The organism is Thermocrinis sp. (genome assembly GCF_036781485.1).
GTDB lineage: Bacteria > Aquificota > Aquificia > Aquificales > Aquificaceae > Thermocrinis.
This window is the reverse complement of record NZ_DAIQAX010000007.1, coordinates 1-21,360: the sequence shown is the minus strand read 5'-3', so window position 1 is coordinate 21,360 and position 21,360 is coordinate 1. Positions and strand designations below refer to the sequence as shown.

The 21,360-nt window shown below is 41.9% G+C and carries 25 protein-coding genes; 20 read left to right on the top strand and 5 right to left on the bottom strand.

Annotated features, from left to right (window positions below):
* Positions 1 to 54: 54 nt before the first annotated feature.
* From V7P40_RS05145 to V7P40_RS05060, 18 genes are read left to right on the top strand one after another with little or no spacing between them, the layout of a single operon-like run.
* The gene (locus V7P40_RS05145; protein ID WP_333784907.1) at positions 55 to 777 is read left to right on the top strand and encodes a uroporphyrinogen-III synthase; all 723 of its coding nucleotides are present in this window, start codon (positions 55 to 57) and stop codon (positions 775 to 777) included.
* A 9-nt stretch (positions 778 to 786) separates the two neighbouring features.
* Positions 787 to 1,587 carry a UDP-3-O-acyl-N-acetylglucosamine deacetylase gene (gene lpxC, locus V7P40_RS05140; RefSeq protein WP_333784906.1) on the top strand — a complete coding sequence of 267 codons (801 nt, stop codon included), beginning with the start codon at positions 787 to 789 and terminating at the stop codon, positions 1,585 to 1,587.
* 9 nt (positions 1,588 to 1,596) lie between these two features.
* Positions 1,597 to 2,319 (top strand): TonB family protein, encoded by a 723-nt coding sequence (locus V7P40_RS05135; protein WP_333784905.1) that lies wholly within the window; start codon positions 1,597 to 1,599, stop codon positions 2,317 to 2,319.
* 4 nt (positions 2,320 to 2,323) lie between these two features.
* Positions 2,324 to 3,121, top strand: coding sequence for a 2-amino-3,7-dideoxy-D-threo-hept-6-ulosonate synthase (locus V7P40_RS05130; RefSeq protein WP_333784904.1), 798 nt, complete (start codon positions 2,324 to 2,326; stop codon positions 3,119 to 3,121).
* Positions 3,122 to 3,937, top strand: a complete 816-nt coding sequence (locus V7P40_RS05125) for an enoyl-ACP reductase (protein ID WP_333784903.1) — start codon at positions 3,122 to 3,124, stop codon at positions 3,935 to 3,937.
* Positions 3,938 to 5,047, top strand: coding sequence for an efflux RND transporter periplasmic adaptor subunit (locus tag V7P40_RS05120; protein WP_333784902.1), 1,110 nt, complete (start codon positions 3,938 to 3,940; stop codon positions 5,045 to 5,047).
* Entirely contained in the window at positions 5,044 to 6,270 is a 1,227-nt protein-coding gene (locus V7P40_RS05115; protein ID WP_333784901.1) for an ABC transporter permease, read from the top strand. Before V7P40_RS05120 ends, V7P40_RS05115 begins: the two co-directional genes overlap by 4 nt.
* Positions 6,271 to 6,285: 15 nt before the next feature.
* Positions 6,286 to 6,936 carry an endonuclease V gene (locus V7P40_RS05110; RefSeq protein ID WP_333784900.1) on the top strand — a complete coding sequence of 217 codons (651 nt, stop codon included), beginning with the start codon at positions 6,286 to 6,288 and terminating at the stop codon, positions 6,934 to 6,936.
* Positions 6,933 to 7,559: a lysophospholipid acyltransferase family protein gene (locus tag V7P40_RS05105; protein ID WP_333784899.1), complete on the top strand. Its 627-nt coding sequence runs from the start codon at positions 6,933 to 6,935 to the stop codon at positions 7,557 to 7,559. Before V7P40_RS05110 ends, V7P40_RS05105 begins: the two co-directional genes overlap by 4 nt.
* Before the next feature lie 7 nt (positions 7,560 to 7,566).
* Complete coding sequence (locus V7P40_RS05100) at positions 7,567 to 8,532, top strand: SDR family NAD(P)-dependent oxidoreductase (RefSeq protein WP_333784898.1); 966 nt, start codon at positions 7,567 to 7,569, stop codon at positions 8,530 to 8,532.
* The gene (gene galE / locus V7P40_RS05095; protein WP_333784897.1) at positions 8,529 to 9,503 is read left to right on the top strand and encodes a UDP-glucose 4-epimerase GalE; all 975 of its coding nucleotides are present in this window, start codon (positions 8,529 to 8,531) and stop codon (positions 9,501 to 9,503) included. Before V7P40_RS05100 ends, galE begins: the two co-directional genes overlap by 4 nt.
* Positions 9,504 to 9,509: 6 nt before the next feature.
* Positions 9,510 to 10,019, top strand: coding sequence for a V4R domain-containing protein (locus V7P40_RS05090; RefSeq protein WP_333784896.1), 510 nt, complete (start codon positions 9,510 to 9,512; stop codon positions 10,017 to 10,019).
* The gene (locus tag V7P40_RS05085) at positions 10,016 to 10,414 is read left to right on the top strand and encodes a secondary thiamine-phosphate synthase enzyme YjbQ (RefSeq protein WP_333784895.1); all 399 of its coding nucleotides are present in this window, start codon (positions 10,016 to 10,018) and stop codon (positions 10,412 to 10,414) included. The genes V7P40_RS05090 and V7P40_RS05085 overlap by 4 nt, the downstream gene beginning before the upstream one ends.
* Entirely contained in the window at positions 10,408 to 10,692 is a 285-nt protein-coding gene (gatC, locus tag V7P40_RS05080) for an Asp-tRNA(Asn)/Glu-tRNA(Gln) amidotransferase subunit GatC (protein ID WP_333784894.1), read from the top strand. The genes V7P40_RS05085 and gatC overlap by 7 nt, the downstream gene beginning before the upstream one ends.
* 26 nt (positions 10,693 to 10,718) lie before the next feature.
* Positions 10,719 to 11,753, top strand: coding sequence for a recombinase RecA (recA, locus tag V7P40_RS05075; protein WP_333784893.1), 1,035 nt, complete (start codon positions 10,719 to 10,721; stop codon positions 11,751 to 11,753).
* Positions 11,722 to 12,534, top strand: coding sequence for an ATPase, T2SS/T4P/T4SS family (locus V7P40_RS05070; RefSeq protein WP_333784892.1), 813 nt, complete (start codon positions 11,722 to 11,724; stop codon positions 12,532 to 12,534). Before recA ends, V7P40_RS05070 begins: the two co-directional genes overlap by 32 nt.
* Positions 12,534 to 13,184, top strand: a complete 651-nt coding sequence (gene cmk / locus V7P40_RS05065) for a (d)CMP kinase (protein ID WP_333784891.1) — start codon at positions 12,534 to 12,536, stop codon at positions 13,182 to 13,184. The genes V7P40_RS05070 and cmk overlap by 1 nt, the downstream gene beginning before the upstream one ends.
* Positions 13,181 to 13,846, top strand: a complete 666-nt coding sequence (locus V7P40_RS05060) for a uracil-DNA glycosylase (RefSeq protein WP_333784890.1) — start codon at positions 13,181 to 13,183, stop codon at positions 13,844 to 13,846. Before cmk ends, V7P40_RS05060 begins: the two co-directional genes overlap by 4 nt.
* On the opposite strand, the gene V7P40_RS05055 is transcribed toward V7P40_RS05060, so the two are convergent.
* From V7P40_RS05055 to rplT, 4 genes are read right to left on the bottom strand one after another with little or no spacing between them, the layout of a single operon-like run.
* Positions 13,830 to 15,014, bottom strand: a complete 1,185-nt coding sequence (locus V7P40_RS05055; protein WP_333784889.1) for a TRC40/GET3/ArsA family transport-energizing ATPase — start codon at positions 15,012 to 15,014, stop codon at positions 13,830 to 13,832. The genes V7P40_RS05060 and V7P40_RS05055 overlap by 17 nt on opposite strands.
* 11 nt (positions 15,015 to 15,025) lie before the next feature.
* Positions 15,026 to 16,495 (bottom strand): anthranilate synthase component I, encoded by a 1,470-nt coding sequence (gene trpE / locus V7P40_RS05050; protein ID WP_333784888.1) that lies wholly within the window; start codon positions 16,493 to 16,495, stop codon positions 15,026 to 15,028.
* The gene (pheS, locus tag V7P40_RS05045) at positions 16,486 to 17,505 is read right to left on the bottom strand and encodes a phenylalanine--tRNA ligase subunit alpha (RefSeq protein WP_333784887.1); all 1,020 of its coding nucleotides are present in this window, start codon (positions 17,503 to 17,505) and stop codon (positions 16,486 to 16,488) included. The genes trpE and pheS overlap by 10 nt, the downstream gene beginning before the upstream one ends.
* Positions 17,502 to 17,858, bottom strand: coding sequence for a 50S ribosomal protein L20 (gene rplT, locus V7P40_RS05040; RefSeq protein ID WP_333784886.1), 357 nt, complete (start codon positions 17,856 to 17,858; stop codon positions 17,502 to 17,504). The genes pheS and rplT overlap by 4 nt, the downstream gene beginning before the upstream one ends.
* A 61-nt stretch (positions 17,859 to 17,919) precedes the next feature.
* On the opposite strand from rplT, the gene V7P40_RS05035 reads away from it, so the two are divergent.
* Both V7P40_RS05035 and V7P40_RS05030 read left to right on the top strand, forming a co-directional pair.
* Positions 17,920 to 18,603, top strand: coding sequence for a hypothetical protein (locus tag V7P40_RS05035; protein ID WP_333784885.1), 684 nt, complete (start codon positions 17,920 to 17,922; stop codon positions 18,601 to 18,603).
* Positions 18,600 to 19,754: an ABC transporter permease gene (locus V7P40_RS05030; RefSeq protein WP_333784884.1), complete on the top strand. Its 1,155-nt coding sequence runs from the start codon at positions 18,600 to 18,602 to the stop codon at positions 19,752 to 19,754. The genes V7P40_RS05035 and V7P40_RS05030 overlap by 4 nt, the downstream gene beginning before the upstream one ends.
* Here the strand turns inward: V7P40_RS05030 and miaB are convergent.
* Complete coding sequence (gene miaB, locus V7P40_RS05025; protein WP_333784883.1) at positions 19,740 to 21,050, bottom strand: tRNA (N6-isopentenyl adenosine(37)-C2)-methylthiotransferase MiaB; 1,311 nt, start codon at positions 21,048 to 21,050, stop codon at positions 19,740 to 19,742. The two genes, V7P40_RS05030 and miaB, sit on opposite strands and share 15 nt — an antisense overlap.
* Between the last annotated feature and the right edge of the window lie 310 nt (positions 21,051 to 21,360).

Here is a 21,360-nt window from a genome sequence, read left to right as displayed (position 1 = left end):
GAGGTGTCCTTGGGGAAAGGGACTTTCTGAGCTTGAAATAGAGCTTGTTAGCAGGTGGATAGCGGGAAATTAACAATTTTGCTAACACGTGCCAAAGAAGACATAGAAAAAGACAGAATAATTTTTGAAAGGGAAGGCTTTAAAGTTATAGGTCTTCCATTGATAGAAGAAGCTCCTTTGGAATTTGAAGTTCCAGAAGGAAAGTTTGATTTTGTTATATTCCAGAGTCAAAAGGCGGTAAAGTATTTTTCGTCAAGAGTTAGTTTAACAGGCAAAGAAAAGATTTTGGCAGTGGGTGAAAAGACAAAAGAGGCGGTTGAAAGCTACGGATACAGGGTATGGGCTGTGCCAGCGCAATACTACGCAGAAGAGCTGGTTAAGCTTTTGGAAGGTTATTCGGGCAGAGTCCTTATCCCAAGATCTAACATCGGAAGGGAAGAAGTTATACAAAGACTAAGGCAGATGGGCTTTGAAGTTTGGCCTTTGGATGTCTATCAGACAAAACTTGTAGATTATCCACCGCAGGAGTTTGAGGAAAAGGTTAATGTATCTAATTTTTTGGTTTTTGCAAGTCCATCCGCAGTTAGAGCCTTTTTTGCAAATCTGCAAAAGCTAAGCAACAGACCAACTTTAAGCAACAAAAAAATTATCTGTATTGGTAAAACTACAAAAGAGGAATGGAAAAAGTTTTTTGATGTAGACTGTGAAATGCCAGAAAAACCAGGTATGCACGAAGTCCTAAACATGGTAAAAAGGTTGGCATCTTTTTTGCAATAAAATAAGGTGATGTACCAGGCTACTATAAAGGAAGTTATAGACTTTGAGGGTATAGGGCTTCATACGGGGGAATATTGTAAAATTAGGCTACATCCAGATGACAGCTACAAAGGTATAAGGTTTTTGATCAAGGGCGATTATGTGCCGGCTAACTACAGATACGTCGTAAATACCAAGTACTCTACAGACCTGGGTAAAGGGGATAGGGTAATAAAGACCGTTGAGCATCTTATGGCTGTTCTTTACATGCTTGGTATTGACAACCTTGTGATTGAGGTCTTGAAAGGTTGGGAAGTGCCAGCTATGGACGGTAGCGGTTATTTTTTCTACAAAAACCTAAAGAAACTTATTCAAAAATTGGACAGGGAAAAGGAAATCCTTGAAATAAAATCCCCCATAAGCGTTAAAAACTGCACTGCAAGAATTGAAGCTCTGCCATTTGACCAGTTTTTAGCCGAATACGTGGGAAGTGTGGAAGGCTTATTAAAAGACTGCAGGGTAAGGTTCAAAGGAAACGCAAAAGGGCTGGTCTTTGCCAGAACCTTCTGCTTTGATCACCAAGTGGAAGCTCTCAGAAAGGCTGGCCTTGCCAAAGGTGGAAGTTTGGAAAATGCAGTAGTTTTTGGAAAGGACGGAAAAGTCTATAACTTTGGAGGTTTAAGGTCCAAAGACGAACCTATAAGGCACAAACTGTTAGACCTAATAGGAGACCTGTATTTACTGGGCAAACAAATAAAGGGAAGGATAATATCTTACTACGGGGGCCACTCCTTAAATTACGATTTAGTAAAATCCCTTGCTGATTTATAATAAGCTATTGTGAATAATTGGACAAAGCCATCAGACAAAGACAATTTGCTTGAAAAAAGCTTGTATCTTTTTATCTCTATCAGCATAAACCTTATTTTGTTTTCTTACCTTTCACTTCACTTAGTAATCAAAGATATAAACACGCAGGTTAGCGAGCCTATAAAACTTTTGTTGGAAGAGGAGCCAAAGGAGGATGTTTCTAGTTTAATCAAGCCTATCAGTAAGTTAGCTAAAGCTCCAGCTCAGAAAGCAGTTAAACCACAGGACAACGCGTCTGGCTCAGCTCCTTTAAAAGCTGAAAAAGGGAATATTCCCGTGGCACCAAAAAAGGATGAAAGTCAAAGCGAAGAGTCCATACTTTCGGAGATAGAAAAGAAAGTGCTTAGTAAAAAAGCGGAAGTTAATCAAAGCAATGTCAAAGTCGGTGAGCAATTAGGTGAGATAACCGCAAGCATAGCTCAGGGCCATGTGGGCTTTGCAGGTGCTTCAAGACAGGTTGTATTTGTCCCACCCTTTCCAAAGATAGCGGTTACTGAACTGCCCTCTACTATGCAACTGAAGATCTGGGTGGATCCTTCCGGCAAGATCTCAAAAGTTGAAATATTAAAAAGAAGCGGTGTGCCACAGGTGGACAGGTCCATAGTAGATTTTGTAAAAGGTATAAGGTTTGAACCTATTAGAGATAATATAATACAAACTGGAGTTGTGACATTCAGGTTTAAAGGAGGTTAAAAGTATGATAGGTAAGTTGGTGAGGCTAGAAAGAATCATAAACAGGGAAACGGGTAAGACGATTATAGTGCCCATGGATCACGGAGTAAGTTCTGGTCCCATAGAAGGTATAACGGACATAAAAAAGGCTGTGGATGATGTGGCCGAAGGTGGAGCTGATGCGGTAGTCTTACACAAAGGCATGGTAAAGGTAGGCCACAGGGGTCGTGGCAAAGATATTGGGCTTATAGTCCATCTTTCTGCATCCACAGACTGGGCTCCAACTAAGAATGACAAGACCCTTGTTTGCACTGTGGAAGAAGCTATAAAGCTTGGAGCAGACGCGGTCTCTATTCATATAAACTTAGGAGCAGACTTAGAAAGGGAGATGCTAAGAGACTTTGGTTTTGTGTCCAGAGTTTGCGAAGAGTGGGGTATGCCTCTTTTGGCTATGGTTTACGGAAGGGGAAAAGACATGGATCAATATGACCCTAAGGTAGTTGCCCACTGCGCAAGGATAGGTGCAGAGTTGGGGGCGGACATAGTTAAGGTCCCATACACTGGCTCGCCTGAAACATTTTATAAGGTAGTAGAAGGTTGTCCTGTGCCCGTGGTGATAGCGGGTGGTCCAAAGATGAAAACAGAAAGGGAAGTGTTGGAGATGGTCTACGGAGCTCTTCAGGCCGGAGCTAAGGGTTTATCTGTGGGAAGGAACGTCTTTCAGGCAAAGGACAGAGTAAGGATGGTTAGGGCTCTTTATGAGCTGGTTCACAAAAATGGTTCCATAGAACAGGCAGTCAGTATACTGGAAGGAGGTACATAAATGGGTCTGTTGTCGGGTAAGAAGGCTTTGATAACTGGAATAGCAAACGAGAGGAGCATAGCCTACGGTATAGCCAAATCCTTCTACAGAGAAGGTGCTCAGATGGCTTTCACTTACGCAAACGAAAAGCTTAAAAAAAGAGTGGAGGAGATTGCCCGGGAATTTGGCAGTGATCTTGTGTTTGAGTGTGATGTATCAAAGGACGAGCATATCCTTAACCTAAAAGAGTGGCTAAGTAAACAGTGGGGAAGCTTGGACATTATAGTCCATTCCATAGCTTACGCTCCGAAAGAGGAATTTAAGGGGGGTGTGATAGACACTTCAAGGGAAGGGTTCAAAATAGCAATGGATGTATCTGTGTACTCATTAATAGCACTTACAAAGACACTGCTGCCCTTGATGGAAGGGAGGAAAGGTAGTATTATAACCTTGTCTTATTACGGGGCAGAAAAGGTGGTTCCACATTACAACGTTATGGGTATAGCCAAAGCTGCCCTTGAGTGCACTGTTAGATATCTTGCCTACGATATAGCAAAGTATGATCACAGAATAAATGCCATATCTGCCGGACCTATAAAGACCTTGGCTGCATACAGCATCACCGGTTTTCATCTACTTATGGAGCACACCACAAAGGTAAATCCTTTTGGAAAAGCCATAACCATAGAAGACGTAGGGGATACCGCTGTTTTTCTGTGTAGCGATTGGGCAAGGGCCATAACTGGAGAGGTAATACATGTAGACAATGGATACCACATAATGGGTGTATTTGGAAGGGAAGAGGAAATAAAAAAAAGAGGTTTTTGGCAAGAGTGAATGAAAAAACTGCCTTTGATTGCTGTAGTGCTTTCTCTTCCCATTATCTTTCTTGCCTGGCGATACATTAAAAGCGAGCCTAAAACGGCAGTTGTGGAAGTTAAGGAAGTAAAAAAATTTGTGTATGCGTCAGGCTACGTAGAGCCAGAAAACTTTGTCCTTTTGAAAGCTGAAGCTTCTGGTGTTTTAGAGAAAATCTTCGTGAAGGAGGGTCAAAAGGTCAAAAAAGGGCAAGTTTTAGCGGTTTTAAGGTCAGACGAGTTGGATGCCTCCTTAAGGGAGTTGGAAGCAAGGCTAAGGCTTACAGAGGAACGCTTGAACGAAAACTCCCCCTATCTTAAGGCTCTAAAAGAACGTGTGGAAATAGCCTATACGCAGATGAATCAGGCAGGGATAGAATACGAGAGGAGGAAAGATTTAGGAGAAAGAGGTCTCATTCCAAAGGAACAGCTGGAGAGGTATAAAAATAACTACGAGATATACAAAAAGGAATACGAAGCGAGTTTAAATCAATATAAGGATGCGGTCAGTAGCCTTCAAACTGAGAGGAAAAGCATTTTAGCTAAGATAGAAAGTCTAAAGGCGCAGAAGGACAGATATGTGGTAAAAAGTCCCGTGGATGGAGTAGTGTTGAGCAAATACGTAAAAGAGGGAAACTACATAAATCACCTGTCTCAGGAAAATGCGCTTTTTGGAATAGGAAATCCTGAAAGGCTTGATATAATATTGGAAGTAGACGAGGAGTACGCTGGCTTAGTAAGAGAGGGGCAAAAAGTATTCTTAACCTTGGACGCCTTTCCGGGGACAACCTTTGAAGGAGAGGTTTATTTAAAAGAGGGGCAACTTGACAGAACTAAAAAAACCGCCAAGGTAAAGGTAAAGGCAAGCTTACCCGAAAACACACCCACTTACTCCACTGTAGAGGGGAAAATACTAATAGAAAAAAAACAAGCAATGCTCATACCAAAGGAGGCAGTAAAGGACGGTAAGGTGTTAAAGTATGAAAGAGTTAGGACTGTAGAAGTGCCAATTAAGTTAGGTCAGGAGTACGAAGGCTACGTTGAAGTTTTAGAAGGCTTAAAGGTAGGAGATAAAGTTATCCTAAGGTGAGACACATCTATTTTTTAGCATTAAAGCTTCTTATTGAGAGAAAGAGGCAAACCATAGTATCTTTTTTGGGAGTAAGCATTGGGGTTTCTGCTTTTGTAGTAATGAGCTCCCTTATGTTGGGGTTTCAATCTTACTTCATCCAGCAGGTGATAGACTTAGAACCGCACATAAAGATAAAACCCAAAGAATCCTTGGAAGATAGCATAAAAGAAAAGTTCTCCGTTATTTTAGGTCTAAAACCTAAGGAAGAGGAGAAGATCTTAGGATGGAGAGACCTAATGGCAAAGCTTGAGGAAAATTCAGAAGTTCTGGGTGTGGCTCCCCATCTGGTTAGCAGGGGGATAGTAAGGTATGGCATAAAGGAAAAACCAGTAAATCTTATAGGGATAGATCCCGAAAGGGAGCCAAAGGCATCAATCATAGAGAGGTTTTTAAAGTATAAGAACCTTCAGGCTATACAAAACCGAAGGGATGGCGTGGTGTTGGGTGCTCTGGTAGCCAAGGGCCTGGGCATAAAGGAACTGGGGCAGAAGGTTTTGCTGGTTGCTCCAAACGGGGAGACTCTAACCCTAAGGGTGGTGGATATATTTGACTCTGGTATAACTAACCTGGACGATACGAGAGTTTATCTGAACATAAACGTTTTACAAGCCATACTGGGAAAGGAAGGGCAGGTAAATGAGATCATTATCAAACTTAGGGATCCAGAAAGGGCGGAAAAGATTGCTAAAACACTTAGTTTGTCTGTAGATTACGAAGTAGAAAGCTGGCAAAGGGCATACAAAAATTTTTTGAGCATCTTCAAAATACAGAACATAATAACCTACATGATAGTCTTTGCCATCCTTTTAGTATCTGCCTTTGGTATTTTTAACATAATAATGATGACTGTTTTGGAAAAGAAAAAAGACATAGCCATCCTTATGGCAATGGGATACTCAAGAACAGATATTCTACTTATATTTCTTTTTCAGGGTGTGTTTGTGGGTATAATTGGGGCGGTTTTGGGCTCTGTTATCGGCTATGGTCTGCAGGAATATTTAGAATCGATAAAACTTGACGTAGAGGGACTTATACGAACCCCAGGTTTTGTTTTGTACAGAAGCTTTAGCTTGTACATCTACGGTGCGATCTTTTCTATTCTATTCTCGGTGTTTGCAAGCTTATATCCTTCTTACAAAGCTAGCAAGCTAAACCCTGTGGATATATTCAGAAGCGGTTAGTATAATTCTTATTCAATGCTCTATTCTGATTTGGAAAAGCTACAACTGGAGTGCGCAAAAAAGGTGGTGCTTAAAGACAGCTTTAAAAAGTTAGAGTTAATAGGCGGTATAGATCTAACCTTTGAGAACTTGAAGGAGACACCCACAAAGGCTTGGGCCTGCCTTGTGGTAATTGAACTGAAAACCTTAAAGCCTGTGTATTATAAGGTGGTGGATGGTGTGGTAGATTTTCCTTACGTGCCTACCTTTTTAGCTTTTAGAGAAATGCCCCTTATGCTTGAGCTATACAAAAATGCAGAAGTAAAACCAGACGTTTACTTCATAGATGGACAGGGTATAGCACATCCGAGAGGTTGTGGTATAGCATCCCACTTTGGTGTAGAAACTGGAGAGGCCACGGTGGGAGTGGCAAAAACCAAACTTGTAGGATATGCAAAAGAGCCAAGCTGGAACAAAGGTAGTTATCATTACATTACTTACAGGGGGAAAGTTGTGGGGGCAGTCGTTAGGACAAAGGATTATGCAGAGCCCATATACGTATCTGCTGGAAATAACATAAGCTTAAACACAGCTATAGATCTTGTTTTGAGAACATCCATCTATCGCATTCCTGAACCAACCAGACTGGCACACAATTACTTACAAAGGGTGAGGAAGAAGCCGTGAAAAAACACCCCTGCATAAACAGTTTTTTGGCCAATCGTATCTTGGCTCCCATGTGTCCTATTGTCAAACCCATCTTTAGAACAGTCTTTAGAATAAAAGTTACAGGCCTGGAAAATATACCTTCTGAAGCGTGTATAGTGGCAGCCAATCACAGGAGTCATTTGGATCCACCAGTTTTGAACGCTGTTTTCCCTGAACCTTTAATTTTTATAGCAAAGGAAGAACTTTTTAGAGCGCCTTTGCTTGGGAAATTCCTGCCCCATATGGGAGCAATCCCGGTCAAAAGAGGTTCAGGTGATATGCAAGCCTTAGAGCTATCCCTTAGCTTCTTAGAGAAGGGTTGTAAAGTGTGCATCTTTCCTGAAGGCTCAAGGGCAAACCCTGGGGAGTTTCTGAGACCAAAGCTCGGCGTGGGTATTTTAGCCATAAAAAGCAAAAAGGAAGTTTTGCCGGTCTACATAGACGGGACAGATAAGGTAATGCCAAGGGGCAAAAGCTTTCCAAAGCCTGGTCCTATCATAAGGGTAATAATAGGAAAACCCAAGGATTACTCTAAGGAAAACAACTACAAAGAAGTAGCTATCAAGATAATGGAAGAAATAAAAGCCTTGAGTAAGTTATAATTTATCTGTGCAGATTTTAGTTACTGGCTGTGCTGGATTTATCGGCTGGGCTGTTGCCAAAAGGCTGTTGGAGGAAGGACACAAAGTAATAGGCGTAGATAACTTAAACCGCTATTACGATGTAAGGCTAAAACACTACAGACTAGAAGATCTCAGAAGTTACAAAGATTTTAAGTTCTTTCAGTTGGACATAGAGGACTACGGGAAGTTAAAGGAAGTGTTTGAGAATTACCGATTTGATGCGGTGATAAACGAGGCTGCAAGAGCGGGAGTGAGGGCCTCTATAGAGAACCCATTTGTATATATGACCACAAACGCCAACGGCACCTTAAACCTGTTGGAACTGTGTAAAGCTTATGGTATTCCTAAATTTGTGCTTGCTTCCACCTCTTCCCTTTACGCAGGACAACCCATGCCCTTCAAAGAAGACCTTCCTGTGAATACACCTATTTCCCCTTACGCAGCTTCCAAAAAGGCGGCGGAAGTTATAGCCTACACATACCATTACCTATATGGTATTGACGTCTCTGTTTTGAGATACTTTACTGTCTATGGACCAGCTGGAAGGCCCGATATGAGCGTGTTCAGATTTATAAAGTGGATGATGGAAGAAAAACCCCTGGAGGTCTTTGGGGATGGTTCTCAGAGCAGAGATTTCACTTACATAGACGACATTGCAGAAGGGACGATCTTGGCCATCAAACCCTTAGGTTATGAGATCATAAACCTTGGTAATAACCACCCTCACAAACTATCGGAGATGATAGAACTTATAGAGAAATTCACAGGTAAGACTGCAAAAATAGAAAACAGAGAATTTCACAAAGCAGACCTGAGGGCAACTTGGGCGGATATTAGCAAGGCTAAAGAGCTTTTGGGATGGCAACCTAAAACTTCCTTAGAGGAAGGTATAGAAAAAACCGTGGATTGGTTTAAGAAAAACTGGCATTGGCTTAAGGAGGTTAAACTTTGAAGATTTTAGTAACTGGCGGAGCAGGATATATAGGCTCCCATATGGTAAAACTTCTGGTGGAAAAGGGATACGATGTGCTGAGCTTTGACAATCTTTCCAATGGGCACGAATGGGCAGTGGTGAATGGAAAGCTTGTGGTAGGAGACCTCCTAAACTACAAGCTGTTGGAAGAGGTGCTTTTAGATTACAAACCCCACGCGGTAATGCACTTTGCAGCAAAGGTGGTGGTTCCAGAAAGCGTTGAAAAACCCTTGCTTTATTACGAGAATAATTTTTATGGCACCCTGAACCTCCTGCAAGTTATGAAAAGGGCTAAAGTGGAGTATCTTATCTTTTCTTCCACTGCAGCGGTTTATGGCATCCCCGAGCGTGTTCCCGTCAAGGAAACAGACCCCACAAACCCCATAAATCCTTATGGATGGAGTAAGCTTTTTTCCGAGCAGGCTATAAGGGATTTTGGTAAGGCGGAGGGTGTAAAGTATGGGATTCTCCGATACTTCAACGTAGCTGGTGCAGACTCAGAAGGAAAGATAGGACAGGTTAGCAAAAATCCAACTCATCTAATCCTTAGAGCTCTAAAGGTTGCAAAGGGAGAAATTCCATACTTGGAGGTTTACGGAACGGACTATCCTACTCCCGATGGGACGTGTATAAGGGATTACATCCATGTTATGGATTTGTGTCAAGCCCACTTGGACGTGTTAAACTACCTTATGAGCGGTGGGGAGAGTGAGGTGTTTAACGTAGGTTACGGAAAAGGTTATTCTGTGCTTGAAGTGATAGAGACGGTAAAGAAAGTGACTGGCGTGAATTTTAAAGTAGTTACCGCACAAAGAAGAGCGGGAGACCCACCAGAGATAGTGGCAGATCCCTCTAAAATAAAACAAGTGGTGGGTTGGAAACCTGCATACAATGACCTTTCTTACATAATAAAAACAGCATGGGATTGGGAAAGATCAAAGAAGCTATGATAAACTATGGATAATCTTAAGGAGTATAGGATGGAGCCTTTAGAAGATAGGTTTAGAGCGCTGGCTGAGGCAATAGAAAGGGAGTCTGTTCTAGTACACAGAGCAGCACTTATTGATGGATACAGAGACATATACAAGTTTTCCACTTTTGGTATAGATAAACTAATAAAAAAGGCTGCTGAGTTTGGAGGAAAAAAGGGGGCAAAAATACTAAAAGAGAGGTACAACGTATACACAGATAGGCTGGACGAAGCTTTAGAAATAATTACCGTAATAGCTGAATCTTCTAGACTTATAGAGGTGTTTGAGTTTGATATGGAAACTATGGAAATAAGGGTGGAGGGTTCTATACTGGTGGAGGCTATAGGCAAAAGTAACAAGCCTGTTTGTGAACCAATGGCTGGTTTCTTTGCCGGATTTCTGAGTGAGCTTTTGGAGAAAAAGATAGACGTTAAAGAAATAAAGTGCGCCGCACAGGGACACGAAAGGTGCGTATTTAAAATATACATAGAATGAGTTTGATAAAGGTTAAGACCACAAGAAAAACAAGCTTTGTTAATATAACCCATCTGGTAAAAGAGGAGGTTAGAAAGTCCGGTGTGAAATCTGGGTTGTGTTTGATTTATGTACCTCACACAACCTGTGCGGTCTTTATAAACGAAGGAGCAGACCCAGACGTAATAAGGGACATAGCTTACATGTTAGAAAAGCTTATACCTTGGGATGATAGAAACTATGCCCATTCGGAGGGGAACTCTGCAGCTCACATAAGAAGCTCTATCATAGGAAATTCAAGGATAGTTCCCATAGAGGACGGAGAGCTCATGCTTGGAACTTGGGAGTCCATATTTCTTGCGGAGTTTGACGGTCCAAGGGAAAGAAAGGTTATAATAAAGATCATAGAATGCTAAGTAAAGAAGTGGTTGAAAAAGTAGCGCAGTTGGCTAAGCTAAAGCTCACAGAAGAAGAGAAAGAAATCTTAAGCAAGCAGTTGATGGATATCATAGAATTTGTCAATCAACTCAATCAGGTGGATACGGAACAAATAGAAGGCTTTGAAAATCCTCCGGAAGGGACCTTTCTAAGGGAAGATGTGCCCCAAGATCCTTTGCCTCGGGAGAAAGCTCTTATGAATGCTCCTGAAAGGGAAAATGGATTTTTCGTAGTTCCAAGAATACTTGAAGTTTAGCTTGGAAGGTATTAAGATTTAAAGCTATGGTAGAGGTTAAACCAAAAGAAGCTGAGGAAAAAAGGAAGGCTTTAGAAAGTGCCCTTGTTTCCATTGAAAGGAGGTTTGGCAAAGGTTCTATTATGCCTTTGAAGAATGCGGAAAAGGTAAAGGTAGAAACTATATCAACTGGTTCTCTGTCTTTGGACATAGCCACTGGAGTAGGTGGCATACCAAGGGGAAAGATAATAGAGATCTTTGGACCTGAATCTTCGGGAAAAACAACCTTAGCACTGCACATAATAGCAGAAGCTCAGAAGAATGGAGGAATAGCGGTATTCATAGATGCAGAACACGCCCTTGATCCAAAATACGCTCAAAAAATAGGTGTGGATTTGGATAATCTTTACATTTCACAACCAGACTACGGAGAACAGGCTTTAGAAATAGCAGAAAGTCTTCTCAGAAGTGGTGCGGTGGATGTGATAGTGGTAGACTCTGTAGCTGCTTTAGTGCCAAAAGATGAGCTGGAAGGAGAAATAGGAGAGGCTCATGTGGGCAAGCAAGCTAGACTAATGGCTCAGGCGCTGAGAAAGTTAAAAAGCTTAGCCCACAATGCCAACGCTGCTGTGATATTCATAAATCAGCTTAGGGAAAAGATAGGGGTGATGTTTGGAAATCCAGAAACCACACCTGGGGGAAGGGCGCTGAAGTTCTTTGCAGACATGCGTCTGGATGTAAGAAGGATAGGGGATGCAAAGGAAGGTGAAAACAAGATAGGTAGCAGGGTGAGAGTTAAGGTGGTGAAAAATAAATTGGCTCCTCCTTTCAGAGAAGCAGAGTTTGATATGATCTACGGTGAGGGGATATGTAAGCTTTGCGATTTGGTGGATACTGCAGCAGAGATTGGAATTATTAAAAAAAGTGGAGCTTGGTACAGTTATGGAGAAATAAGGTTAGGGCAGGGGAGAGACCAGGCAAAGAAATTTCTCCAAGAAAATCCAGAACTTGCTAAAGAAATAGAACAAAAGGTTAAGGAGGTGGCAGGCGTTGCTACAGCTAATACTGAGAAAGGCGATTGAGCTTGGTGCATCAGACATACATTTGAAAACTGGTTCTGTGCCGGTTGTTAGAGTAAAGAAAAGACTAATACGTTTAGAAAACTTTAAACCCATCGAAGAGAGCCAAATGGAAGCCTTTATAGAAGAATTACTCGGCAACAATAAGAAAAAATTAGCAGAATTTGAAGAATTCGGTGAGGCTGACACCTCATACTCACTACCAGGTTTAGCCCGTTTAAGGGAAGTTGGGATAGACACTTCATCCTTTGCCAGAGGTTTAAGAGCGGCCTTGCGGGAAGACCCAGACGTGATATTCGTCGGTGAAATAAGAGATACAGAAACTGCGCAAATAGCCTTACAGGCTGCAGAAACGGGACACTTAGTTCTCTCCACATTGCACACGCTGGATGCTAAAGAAACTGTAAACAGAATTATAGGCATGTTTAACCTAGAAGTTAGAGAGCAAATAAGGATTCAGTTGGCAGAAACTCTTGTGGCAGTCTTCTCTCAAAGGCTATTGCCAAGAAAAGATAAAGCGGGTGTCATACCAGCGGTTGAAGTTTTGATAAACACTCCATCCATAAAAGAATGCATAATTGACCCTGAAAAGCTTAATGAAATACCCAACCTTATGGAAAAAGGCAAAACGGTCTATGGAACTCAAACTTTTGACCAACACTTGGAGGAGTTATACAGGAAAGGTCTAATAGATTACAACACTGCTATAGCTTACGCTAGCAAACCTGCTGATTTAGAACTCAGGTTGAAAGGCGTTTCTTCGGGTGGTAGGGGTTTCTTTTAATGAAGATAGCCGTTGATGGGCCTTCGGCCAGTGGTAAAAGCACCTTAGCAAAGCTTTTATCCCAAAGATTGGGCATACCTTACTTAGAAACAGGCTTGTTATACAGAATGTTTGGCTATATAGCCTTTAAGGAAAAAGTAAAACCTGAGGAGGCATTAAAGTTATTTGATGAGGATTTTAGAGTATTTTTTGATGTGGGAAAAACAGAGGTGTATTGGAAGGGTAAAAAGCTAGCGGAAGAGCTCAAAGGGGAAGAAGTGGGGAAATACGCCTCCCTTTTGGGAGAGGTGCCAGCTTTTAGGGAAAGAATGATTGAACTTTTTAGGCGTTTGGTAGGGGGTGTCCAGGTGGTGGCTGAGGGTAGGGATGTGGGCACTCATATATTCCCAGAGGCACCATTGAAGTTTTTTATAACCGCTTTGACGGAAGAGAGGGCAAGAAGAAGATACTTAGAGCTAAAATCCAAAGGCTTGGAAGTATCATACGAGGAAATTCTCAAAGCCATTCAGGAAAGAGACCTTAGGGATTTTAACAGACCAGTCTATCCTTTTAAACCTGCGGAAGACGCCCACATTATAGACACGACTAACAAGACAGTTGAAGAGACCTTAGAGCTCATCCTAAGTATCGTCAGAGAGAAGGAAAGATGAGTATAGATATAGATAAAATTTCTGCCACTTTAGAAGCTTTAAGAGGGATAGGCTTTGGCGAAATATACGTTCTTAGAAAAGAGGAAAAGAAGGAAGACAAATCCCTACTTTTAAAGCAACTTTACGAGAGGCTTGAAAGGGAAAGAAAGTGTGTTCTGTATGAGTCTGCCAGTGGGTATGTTTTTGGAGAGGGTGATCCAAACTCTCCAGTGGTGTTTGTGGGAGAAGCTCCTGGAGAGGAAGAGGACAAACTAAAAAGACCTTTTGTAGGTAGGGCTGGACAGTATTTAAACAGCAAGCTGGAAGAGGTAGGACTAAAAAGGGAGAAGATATACATCACCAATGTGGTAAAGTCCAGACCACCGGGCAACAGAGTGCCCACTAAAGAAGAGATGGCAAGCTGTTTGCCGTATTTAAGAAAGGAGATTGAGATAATAAAGCCAAAACTTATCGTCTGCTTGGGTTCCACTGCCATGAAGGGCATTTTGGGCAAAGAGTATCCCATTACAAAGTACAGAGGAAGAACCTTTCCCTATCCCTACGAAAACAGCATAAAGGTTTTCCTAACTTATCATCCAGCTTACGTGCTCAGAAACCCTCTTTCCGAAAGGGAGTTTTTAGAGGACTTGAAGACCATTCTTAGGCTTATTTCTGAAGCCTGATCTTTAACATCCCTCCTTCAAGCTTTGCACCTGCGGGTTCGTAGTCCTTAAGTTTTCTCGGTAGCATTATGTGGCTTTTGAAGTTTTTCCATCTTACCACTATCTCCCCATTGCTCTTTAAAACAGAAAGCCCGTCCTTTGTAAGGAAGGGAGCTCTGAGTTTTACTGTGTATCCGCCTTCTTCCTCTAAAAATTCATAAGGTTTTTCTTTAAAGAAGACTTCAGATGGATCCTTGTCTCCGTAGATTAGATCCGCCAAGATGTTTAGCTTTTCTTCTCCTACAACCTCATCTTCCATAAGCGGGACTTTAAAGATTGGAATTGGATAAAATAGGGCTTCCATTTCCTCCAAGTATCTTTTCTGAGTAATTATCCATTTAGACATGCTTTCGCACTCGCTCAAAGTAGGGGGTAAAACTTTATTTACTACAACCGCATCGACGTTTGTGCCAAAGAGGTTAAAGTAAAGCATAGCCCTTTGGCTTTCCTTTAGGACCATCTTTTCTGGATTGGCCACAAGTCTAACGGAGGTTATCTGTGGGTCTATCAAAAGCTCATCTACACCCTTGAGCTTTTCGTAAAAGTTCTCCAAGGCTTTGAAATACTCATCGTCTGGTAGTGGAACATCGGTTATCCTCTGAGCTATTGGTCTTGCCACCTTCATTATAGTTCTTTCTACCCTAAAGATCTTCTTCATGTACCACTTTAGCACTGTGGGCATAGAAACAAAACGCAAAGATTCTCCGGTAGGCGGAAGGTCAAGTATTAAAACATCAAACTCTTTTTCCTTGTAATACTTATTCACGTATAAAAGGCTGGTGACCTCTTCCATACCAGGAAGTATGGCAAGCTCTTCGGATACCATCTCGCTCAGTCCAGTGGTGTTAAAAAGAAGCTCCAAAAACCTATACACATCCCCCCAGTATCTGTCTATCTCCTCCTGCACATCTATCTCCTGTATGTAAAGGTTGTCGTTTATTTTAATGGGAAGGCCTTTGGCACTTATTTTTTCTTGTTCTGGTATGTCAAAGGAGTCTCCCAAGCTGTGGGCTGGGTCTAAGGAGACTACTATTGTTTTGTAGCCAAGTTTGGAAAGTCTGTATGCTGTTGCGGCAGATATGGTGGTCTTTCCCACACCACCTTTACCAGAGAACAGTATGATCCTCATGGGCTAATAATTTAATCCACCATGTCCACCGCTTTAATAAGAGCTTTTGCTTTATTAACTGTCTCCAACCACTCTTTGTGTGGGTCAGAGTCTGCCACTATACCTGCCCCAGCCTGCACGAAAACTTCCCCATCCTTGTATATGGCTGTCCTTATGGCAATGGCCATGTCCATGTTTCCTTCAAAGGAAACATAACCCACACTGCCTGCGTATATTCCCCTTCTCTCTGGCTCTAACTCCTCCACTATCTGCATGGCCCTAACCTTTGGTGCGCCGGATACAGTACCGGCAGGAAAGCACGCCTTCAAAACATCAAAGGGCGATAGTCCTTCCAAAACTTCCCCTTCCACATCGCTCACCAGATGCATTACGTGAGAATACCTTTCCACTCTCATAAAGTCCTTTACCACAACCGTCCCTGGCTTGCACACCTTTCCCAAGTCGTTCCTACCCAAATCAACAAGCATCAAGTGCTCTGCCCTTTCCTTTTCATCCTTTAAAAGCTCTTCTTCCAAAGCCCTATCCTCCTCCTCGTCCTTTCCCCTCCTTCTTGTCCCCGCTATGGGTCTAGTTAGGGCTTTCCCTTCTTCCACTCTTACCAAAACCTCCGGAGAGGAACCCACCACCTGACACTCCAAAAGGTCCAGATAATACATATAAGGAGAAGGATTTAAAAACCTCAGCACTCTGTATACGTCCTCTGGGTCTGCTTTAAAGCTTCTTTTAAACCTCTGAGAGAGTACCACCTGTATTGCATCGCCTTGGGCTATGTACTCTTTAGCTCTAAGCACAGCCTTTTCAAATTCTTCCTTTTTAAAGTTGGACTGCCACTTGTTTAGATCAGGTTCTCTCCCTTCGTAATGCTTTGGATAAACACATCCGCCGTATACCTTTTCCAAAATGTTTTCCGTAAGATCTTTTGCTTTAAAGTAGCTTTCTTCTACGTCCTTTCCAACAAAGAGGGGAACCACCACCTTTATCTTACCGCTTAGGTTATCGTGTATTAAAAGAACGTCTGTCATAAAAAGGAAAACCTCCGGCAGATCAATAACTTTTGGCTTTTCTATCTTTACCGGCTCAAAGAATCTTATCACGTCGTAAGCCACGTAGCCCACCAATCCGCCCCAAAACCTCGGCAATCTTGGATCCTTGTAGGCTCTTAGCCTTTTTAAAAGCTCTCTTGGATATTCAAAAGGGTCCTTTGTTTCAAACTCCGTCTTTTTACCCTCTTCCCACACTTCAGCCTTTCCATCCTTGAACTTGTAGCACAACCTTGAGCCAAAGGCTATGAAAGAAAACCTTCCCCACTTTGCCCCACCCTCCGCACTTTCCAACAGGGCTCTATACTGACCTACACCTTTTAACTTTAAAAAGATACTGAGGGGAGTTTCTGTATCTGCTAATCTTTCCACAAAAAGGGGTATCACATCGTATTGTTTTGATAGATTTTTTAGCTCTTCAAGGCTTAAACTTAGCTCCACCTAAACTGCCTCAAAAATCTCAGGTCGTTTTCGTAGAAAAGCTTTATGTTGTCTATTCCAAAGTACAGCATACACAACCTTTCCACTCCCATCCCAAAGGCAAAGCCCTGATAAAGCTCACTGTCTATTCCGCAGTTTTCCAACACCTGAGGATGGACCATACCACAGCCCATAACTTCTAACCAGCCGCTGCCTTTACACACTCTGCACCCTTCACCACCACACACCAAACAACCGATGTCCACCTCCGCCGAGGGTTCTGTAAAGGGAAAGTAGGAAGCTCTGAATCTCACTGGTACTTCCCTTTCGAAAAACTCCTTCAGGAAAACCTCTATGGTGTATTTCATGTGTTTGAAGTTTGCCGATTCATTCACTACTAACCCTTCCACCTGATGGAAAACGGGAGAATGAGTAGGATCATCGTCCCTTCTGTAAACCCTTCCTGGCGCTATCATGTATATTGGTGGCTTTTTAGAGAGCATAACCCTTATCTGAACTGGGGACGTATGAGTTCTTAAAAGATAGCCTTCTTTATTAACGTAAAAGGTATCCTGCATATCTCTTGCAGGATGCTCTTTTGGAATGTTCAGAAGGTCAAAGTTGTAGCTTTCAAGCTCTACCTCAGGACCTTCTTCCACCGAAAAACCCATGCTCACAAATATGTCCTGTATTCTCTGCAAGGTTTGAGTTATAGGGTGAATAGCTCCAGCGTACTTTGGCAGACTCACCGTTAGCTCTTGCCAGCTACTGCGTATTTCCTTTTCTATTGTCTCCTTTCTTATCCTGTCCTCCGCTTGTCTTACGAGGTTCTCCACTAATTCCTTCAGTTGGTTTAACCTTGATCCGTATTCTCTTCTTTGCTCCGGTGGAACCTTTGTGATTTCCCTCAGAGCTAAGGTTATGTATCCTTTCTTTCCTAAGTACTTAGCCTTTATGAGTTGGAGCTGTTGAACGTCTGAGGCTTTGCTTATTTCCTCTTTCGCCTGTCTTTCAATTTCTTCTAAGTTCATACGGTAGCTAAGGCTTTTTTGGCTATTTCTACGATTTTTGAGAAACCTTCTGGATCTCTTACCGCCATCTCCGCCAGCATCTTCCTGTTCAGCGTTATTTCTGCCTTCTTTAGACCGTGCATAAACTTGCTGTATGAAAGTCCGTAAGGTCTTACCGCAGCATTTATTCTAGCTATCCAAAGCCTTCTAAACTGTCTCTTTCTCTGACGTCTGTCTCTGTACTGATACTGCAGAGCCCTAAAAACAAACTCCTTTGCCCTTCTGTAGCTCGTATGCCTTTTACCTCTAAAGCCCTTGGCAAGCTTTAGAATTTTTTTCTTAAACTTCCTGGAAGATGGTCCCTTTACTCTCATTGTTGCCTCCTAAAACCAGAGGATTTAATTATAACATATTCAGGTATTAAAATAGTGGTTCATGAATGTGTTTGATTTACTGAGGGATATAAACATTGGACATAGCTACGAAATAATAACTACTTGGCATGGTGTGCCGGTTAGAATTAAGTTAAAGGTTAAGTGGGTTTCTTTGCAGGATAGGTTCGTAAGCTTTGATTTTTCTGGATGCAAATTCAAGCGAGCTTTCGCCGAAGAGAAAGTATACATAAAGTTAGGTGAAATTTACATTGAGTGCGACATCTTTAGCAACATAAGAGATGAACTAGTTCTAGTAGCTAACAGTGTGAGCTCCCCTCCTCCAATTATAATGAGGGAATTTGTGAGGGTTGAACCAGCTGAAAATAAGCCAGTTTTTGTGTCCTTTTGTATAGAAAATGAATGTATAAGCTCTGTAAAAGCAGTAGATATTAGCGAGAGAGGTATAGGTGTACTGCTTCCAAAGCAGGAGGTGGAAAAGTTGCTTTCTATCTTAGGTGCTGACAGTAAGGAGGCATATCATAATAGAATATCTTTAATTATAGAAATTCCAGGAGAGAACCCAATAGAGGCGATTGGGGAGCTAAAAAATATTATAAGTAAGGAAGAGGGGGTTTACTTTAGGTTAGGCTTCAGATTGGATTTAAAGCCTTCAGATCTAAAAAAATTGAGAAATTACATAATTAATCGCCAAAGAGAAATACTAGATAAACTTAGGACTTTATGAGTTTAATTTTTAGATTAGCTCTTCGATATCTTACAAGCGTTAAAGGTTCAGCCCTGTTGGTTTCTCTCATTTCCTTTCTGGGTATATCTCTCAGCGTAAGTGCCATATTGCTTACGATGGGTGCCTTTTCTGGGTTTCAAAAGGCGCTTAAAGAAAAGATTTTATCCACTACACCTCACGTAATAGTTAGCTTAATTGAGGATGGCAATTACGAGTTAGAAGAGAGGAAAATAAAGAATCTTCCGGAAGTGAAAAATGTAATCCACATAACCATATATCACGGTATAGTTTCCAAAGAGGGAAGGGTGCAAGCGGTGAGTGTGAAGGGTATGAGGAAAGAGGAAGCGGGTTTAAACATTGAGGGTGGTATTCTGGTGGGAGACGGACTGGCTAGTTTACTGGGTATAAACGTAGGAGATGAGATAACCTTGATTTCTCCACTCAGTGTGAGAACGCCCTTTGGCTTTGTTCCAAAGGTGGGATATTATAGAGTAGCCGGCTTTATAAAAGCAGGAACTTTTGAGCAGGATTATCTAACCATAGTAATGTCCGTAGATGAGGCTCAAAAGTTCTTCGGAGACCAGTGGCAGCTGAAGGGCTACGAAGTGTATCTAAAGGATCCCTACCTGGCTCAGGGGGTAAAAGAAAAGATAGAAAAGGTACTTGGTTCAAAAGCCTTTGTTCGTTCTTGGATAGATCTGAATCAACAGCTCTTTAACGCTTTACAGCTTGAAAAGGTAGCCATCTTTTTCGTCTTGCTTCTTATGGCAACCTTATCCTCCTTTAACATCACAAGCTTGCTTTTTATGAAGGTAAGAGACAAGGTAAGGGACATAGCCATACTCAGAACCTACGGATTTAAGAGAAAGGATATAATGCTTACCTTCTTAATGCAAGGTCTTCTTTTAGGCTTTAGTGGTGCGGTTTCGGGAATTATATTAGCTTTTGTAGGACAGTTTTTAATAAACCACTACAGGCTTATTAGAGTACCTTCAGAGGTTTATCTGATGGATCACATCCCCTCCAACATAGAGGTAGTGGATGGAGTTATAACTTTCCTTTTGGCTTTGCTGATTTCACTTTTGGCAAGCGTCATACCTTCCTACAGAGCAAGCAAGCTGAGCGTGGTGGAAATCCTAAGAAAGGACTGAAACAACTTCACATTCTAAGTTATAGGGATGGGCTTTTATCACTCGTGCTTTAACTGTTTTACCTAAAAGCTCTTGCGGGCCTTCCATAGTAGCCCACCTGTTGGTGCGCGTCCTTCCTACCAGCTTTCCGTCCTCCCAGCTTTCAATCAAAACCTCTTGATAAGTGCCTTCATACTCTTTTGCTATTTCTGACAGGATCGCCTTCTGAACTTTCAAAAGCTTGTCCATCCTTTGGGTTTTTACCTGATCCGGCACCTGACCTTCCATAGAATAGGCTGGAGTGTCAGGTCTTGGAGAGAATTTGAAGGAGAAAAGCTGTTCAAACTTTACTGTGCTTATTAGTTCAAGGGTTTCTTCAAAGTCCTCTTCTGTTTCTGTTGGGAACCCCACGATAATGTCTGTAGAGAAAGTTATACCTTTTTTGAATTCTCTGAGCATCTGTATTTTCTCTAAGTATTCCTCTTTTGTGTATCCTCTGTCCATGAGCTTAAGAATACGATTGGAACCTGCTTGCACTGGTAGGTGTATGTGCTCGCAAACCTGAGGTATTTCTCCCATAGCTTTCATTATCTTTTCGTCCATGTCCCTTGGGTGTCCAGTTGTGAATCTTATCCTTTCTACACCATCCACTTCGGCAACTGTGTATAGCAGTTCGGAGAAGTGCATGCCTATGTCCTGCCCCCATGCGGTCACATTCTGTCCAAGAAGGTGAATCTCCTTAACACCGTCGTACACCAAGGACCTTACTTCGGATAGTATGCTTTCCAAACTTCTTGATCTTTGTCTTCCTCTTGTCTTTGGAACTACGCAATAGGTGCAGTTTTTGTCACATCCCTTCATAACTGTAACGTATGCGCAATACTGATTGTCCCTAACGGTTGGATACTCCCAAAGCTTGTCCTCGTCCTCCGGTGGGTTTTCTAATATAGCTATAGCCTTGTAGCCTGCCTGCGCCTGCTGAATAAGTTCTGGAAGCTGGTGCATGTTGTAAGAAGAGAACATAATATCCACGATGGGAGTCTTTTTAACAAGCTCCCAACCCATCCTCTGAGCCAGACATCCACACACTCCTATCAAAGCCTTTGGGTTCTTTTCCTTTATCTTCTTGTATTCGCCAAGTAGAGAATACACCTTCTGATCGGGCTTTTCCCTTATAGTGCAAGTGTTTATGAGTATTAAGTCTGCCTCCTCGTAGTTTTGGGCTTGCTCGTATCCTAAGCTATTTAAAATACCCTTCATTCTCTCCGAATCGTTAAAATTCATCTGACAGCCAAAGGTTTTTATGTAGAACTTCATAAGTTAATAATATAAACACCTTGGATAAGAAATTAGGAAAAAGCAAACTATCCTGTTAGAAAAGCCTTTGGGAAACAGAGTGTCTAACTAAAATCGCAAATAAGGCAGGTCTAAAAACAAAAAGAGATTTGCCACAAAGGGCACAACCTTTAAAGCCATAGCTAAAAATCTCATAAATGAATACAAAAAAAGATGGGTGTCCGAACAGGACAGGATTTTGGATATTTGGAATATATGCTATAATTCTACACAGCTCCCTTTGGGAAAGCTTGAGGGTTCTGATGTAGCCCTTGTTAAATTGGCAACTGAA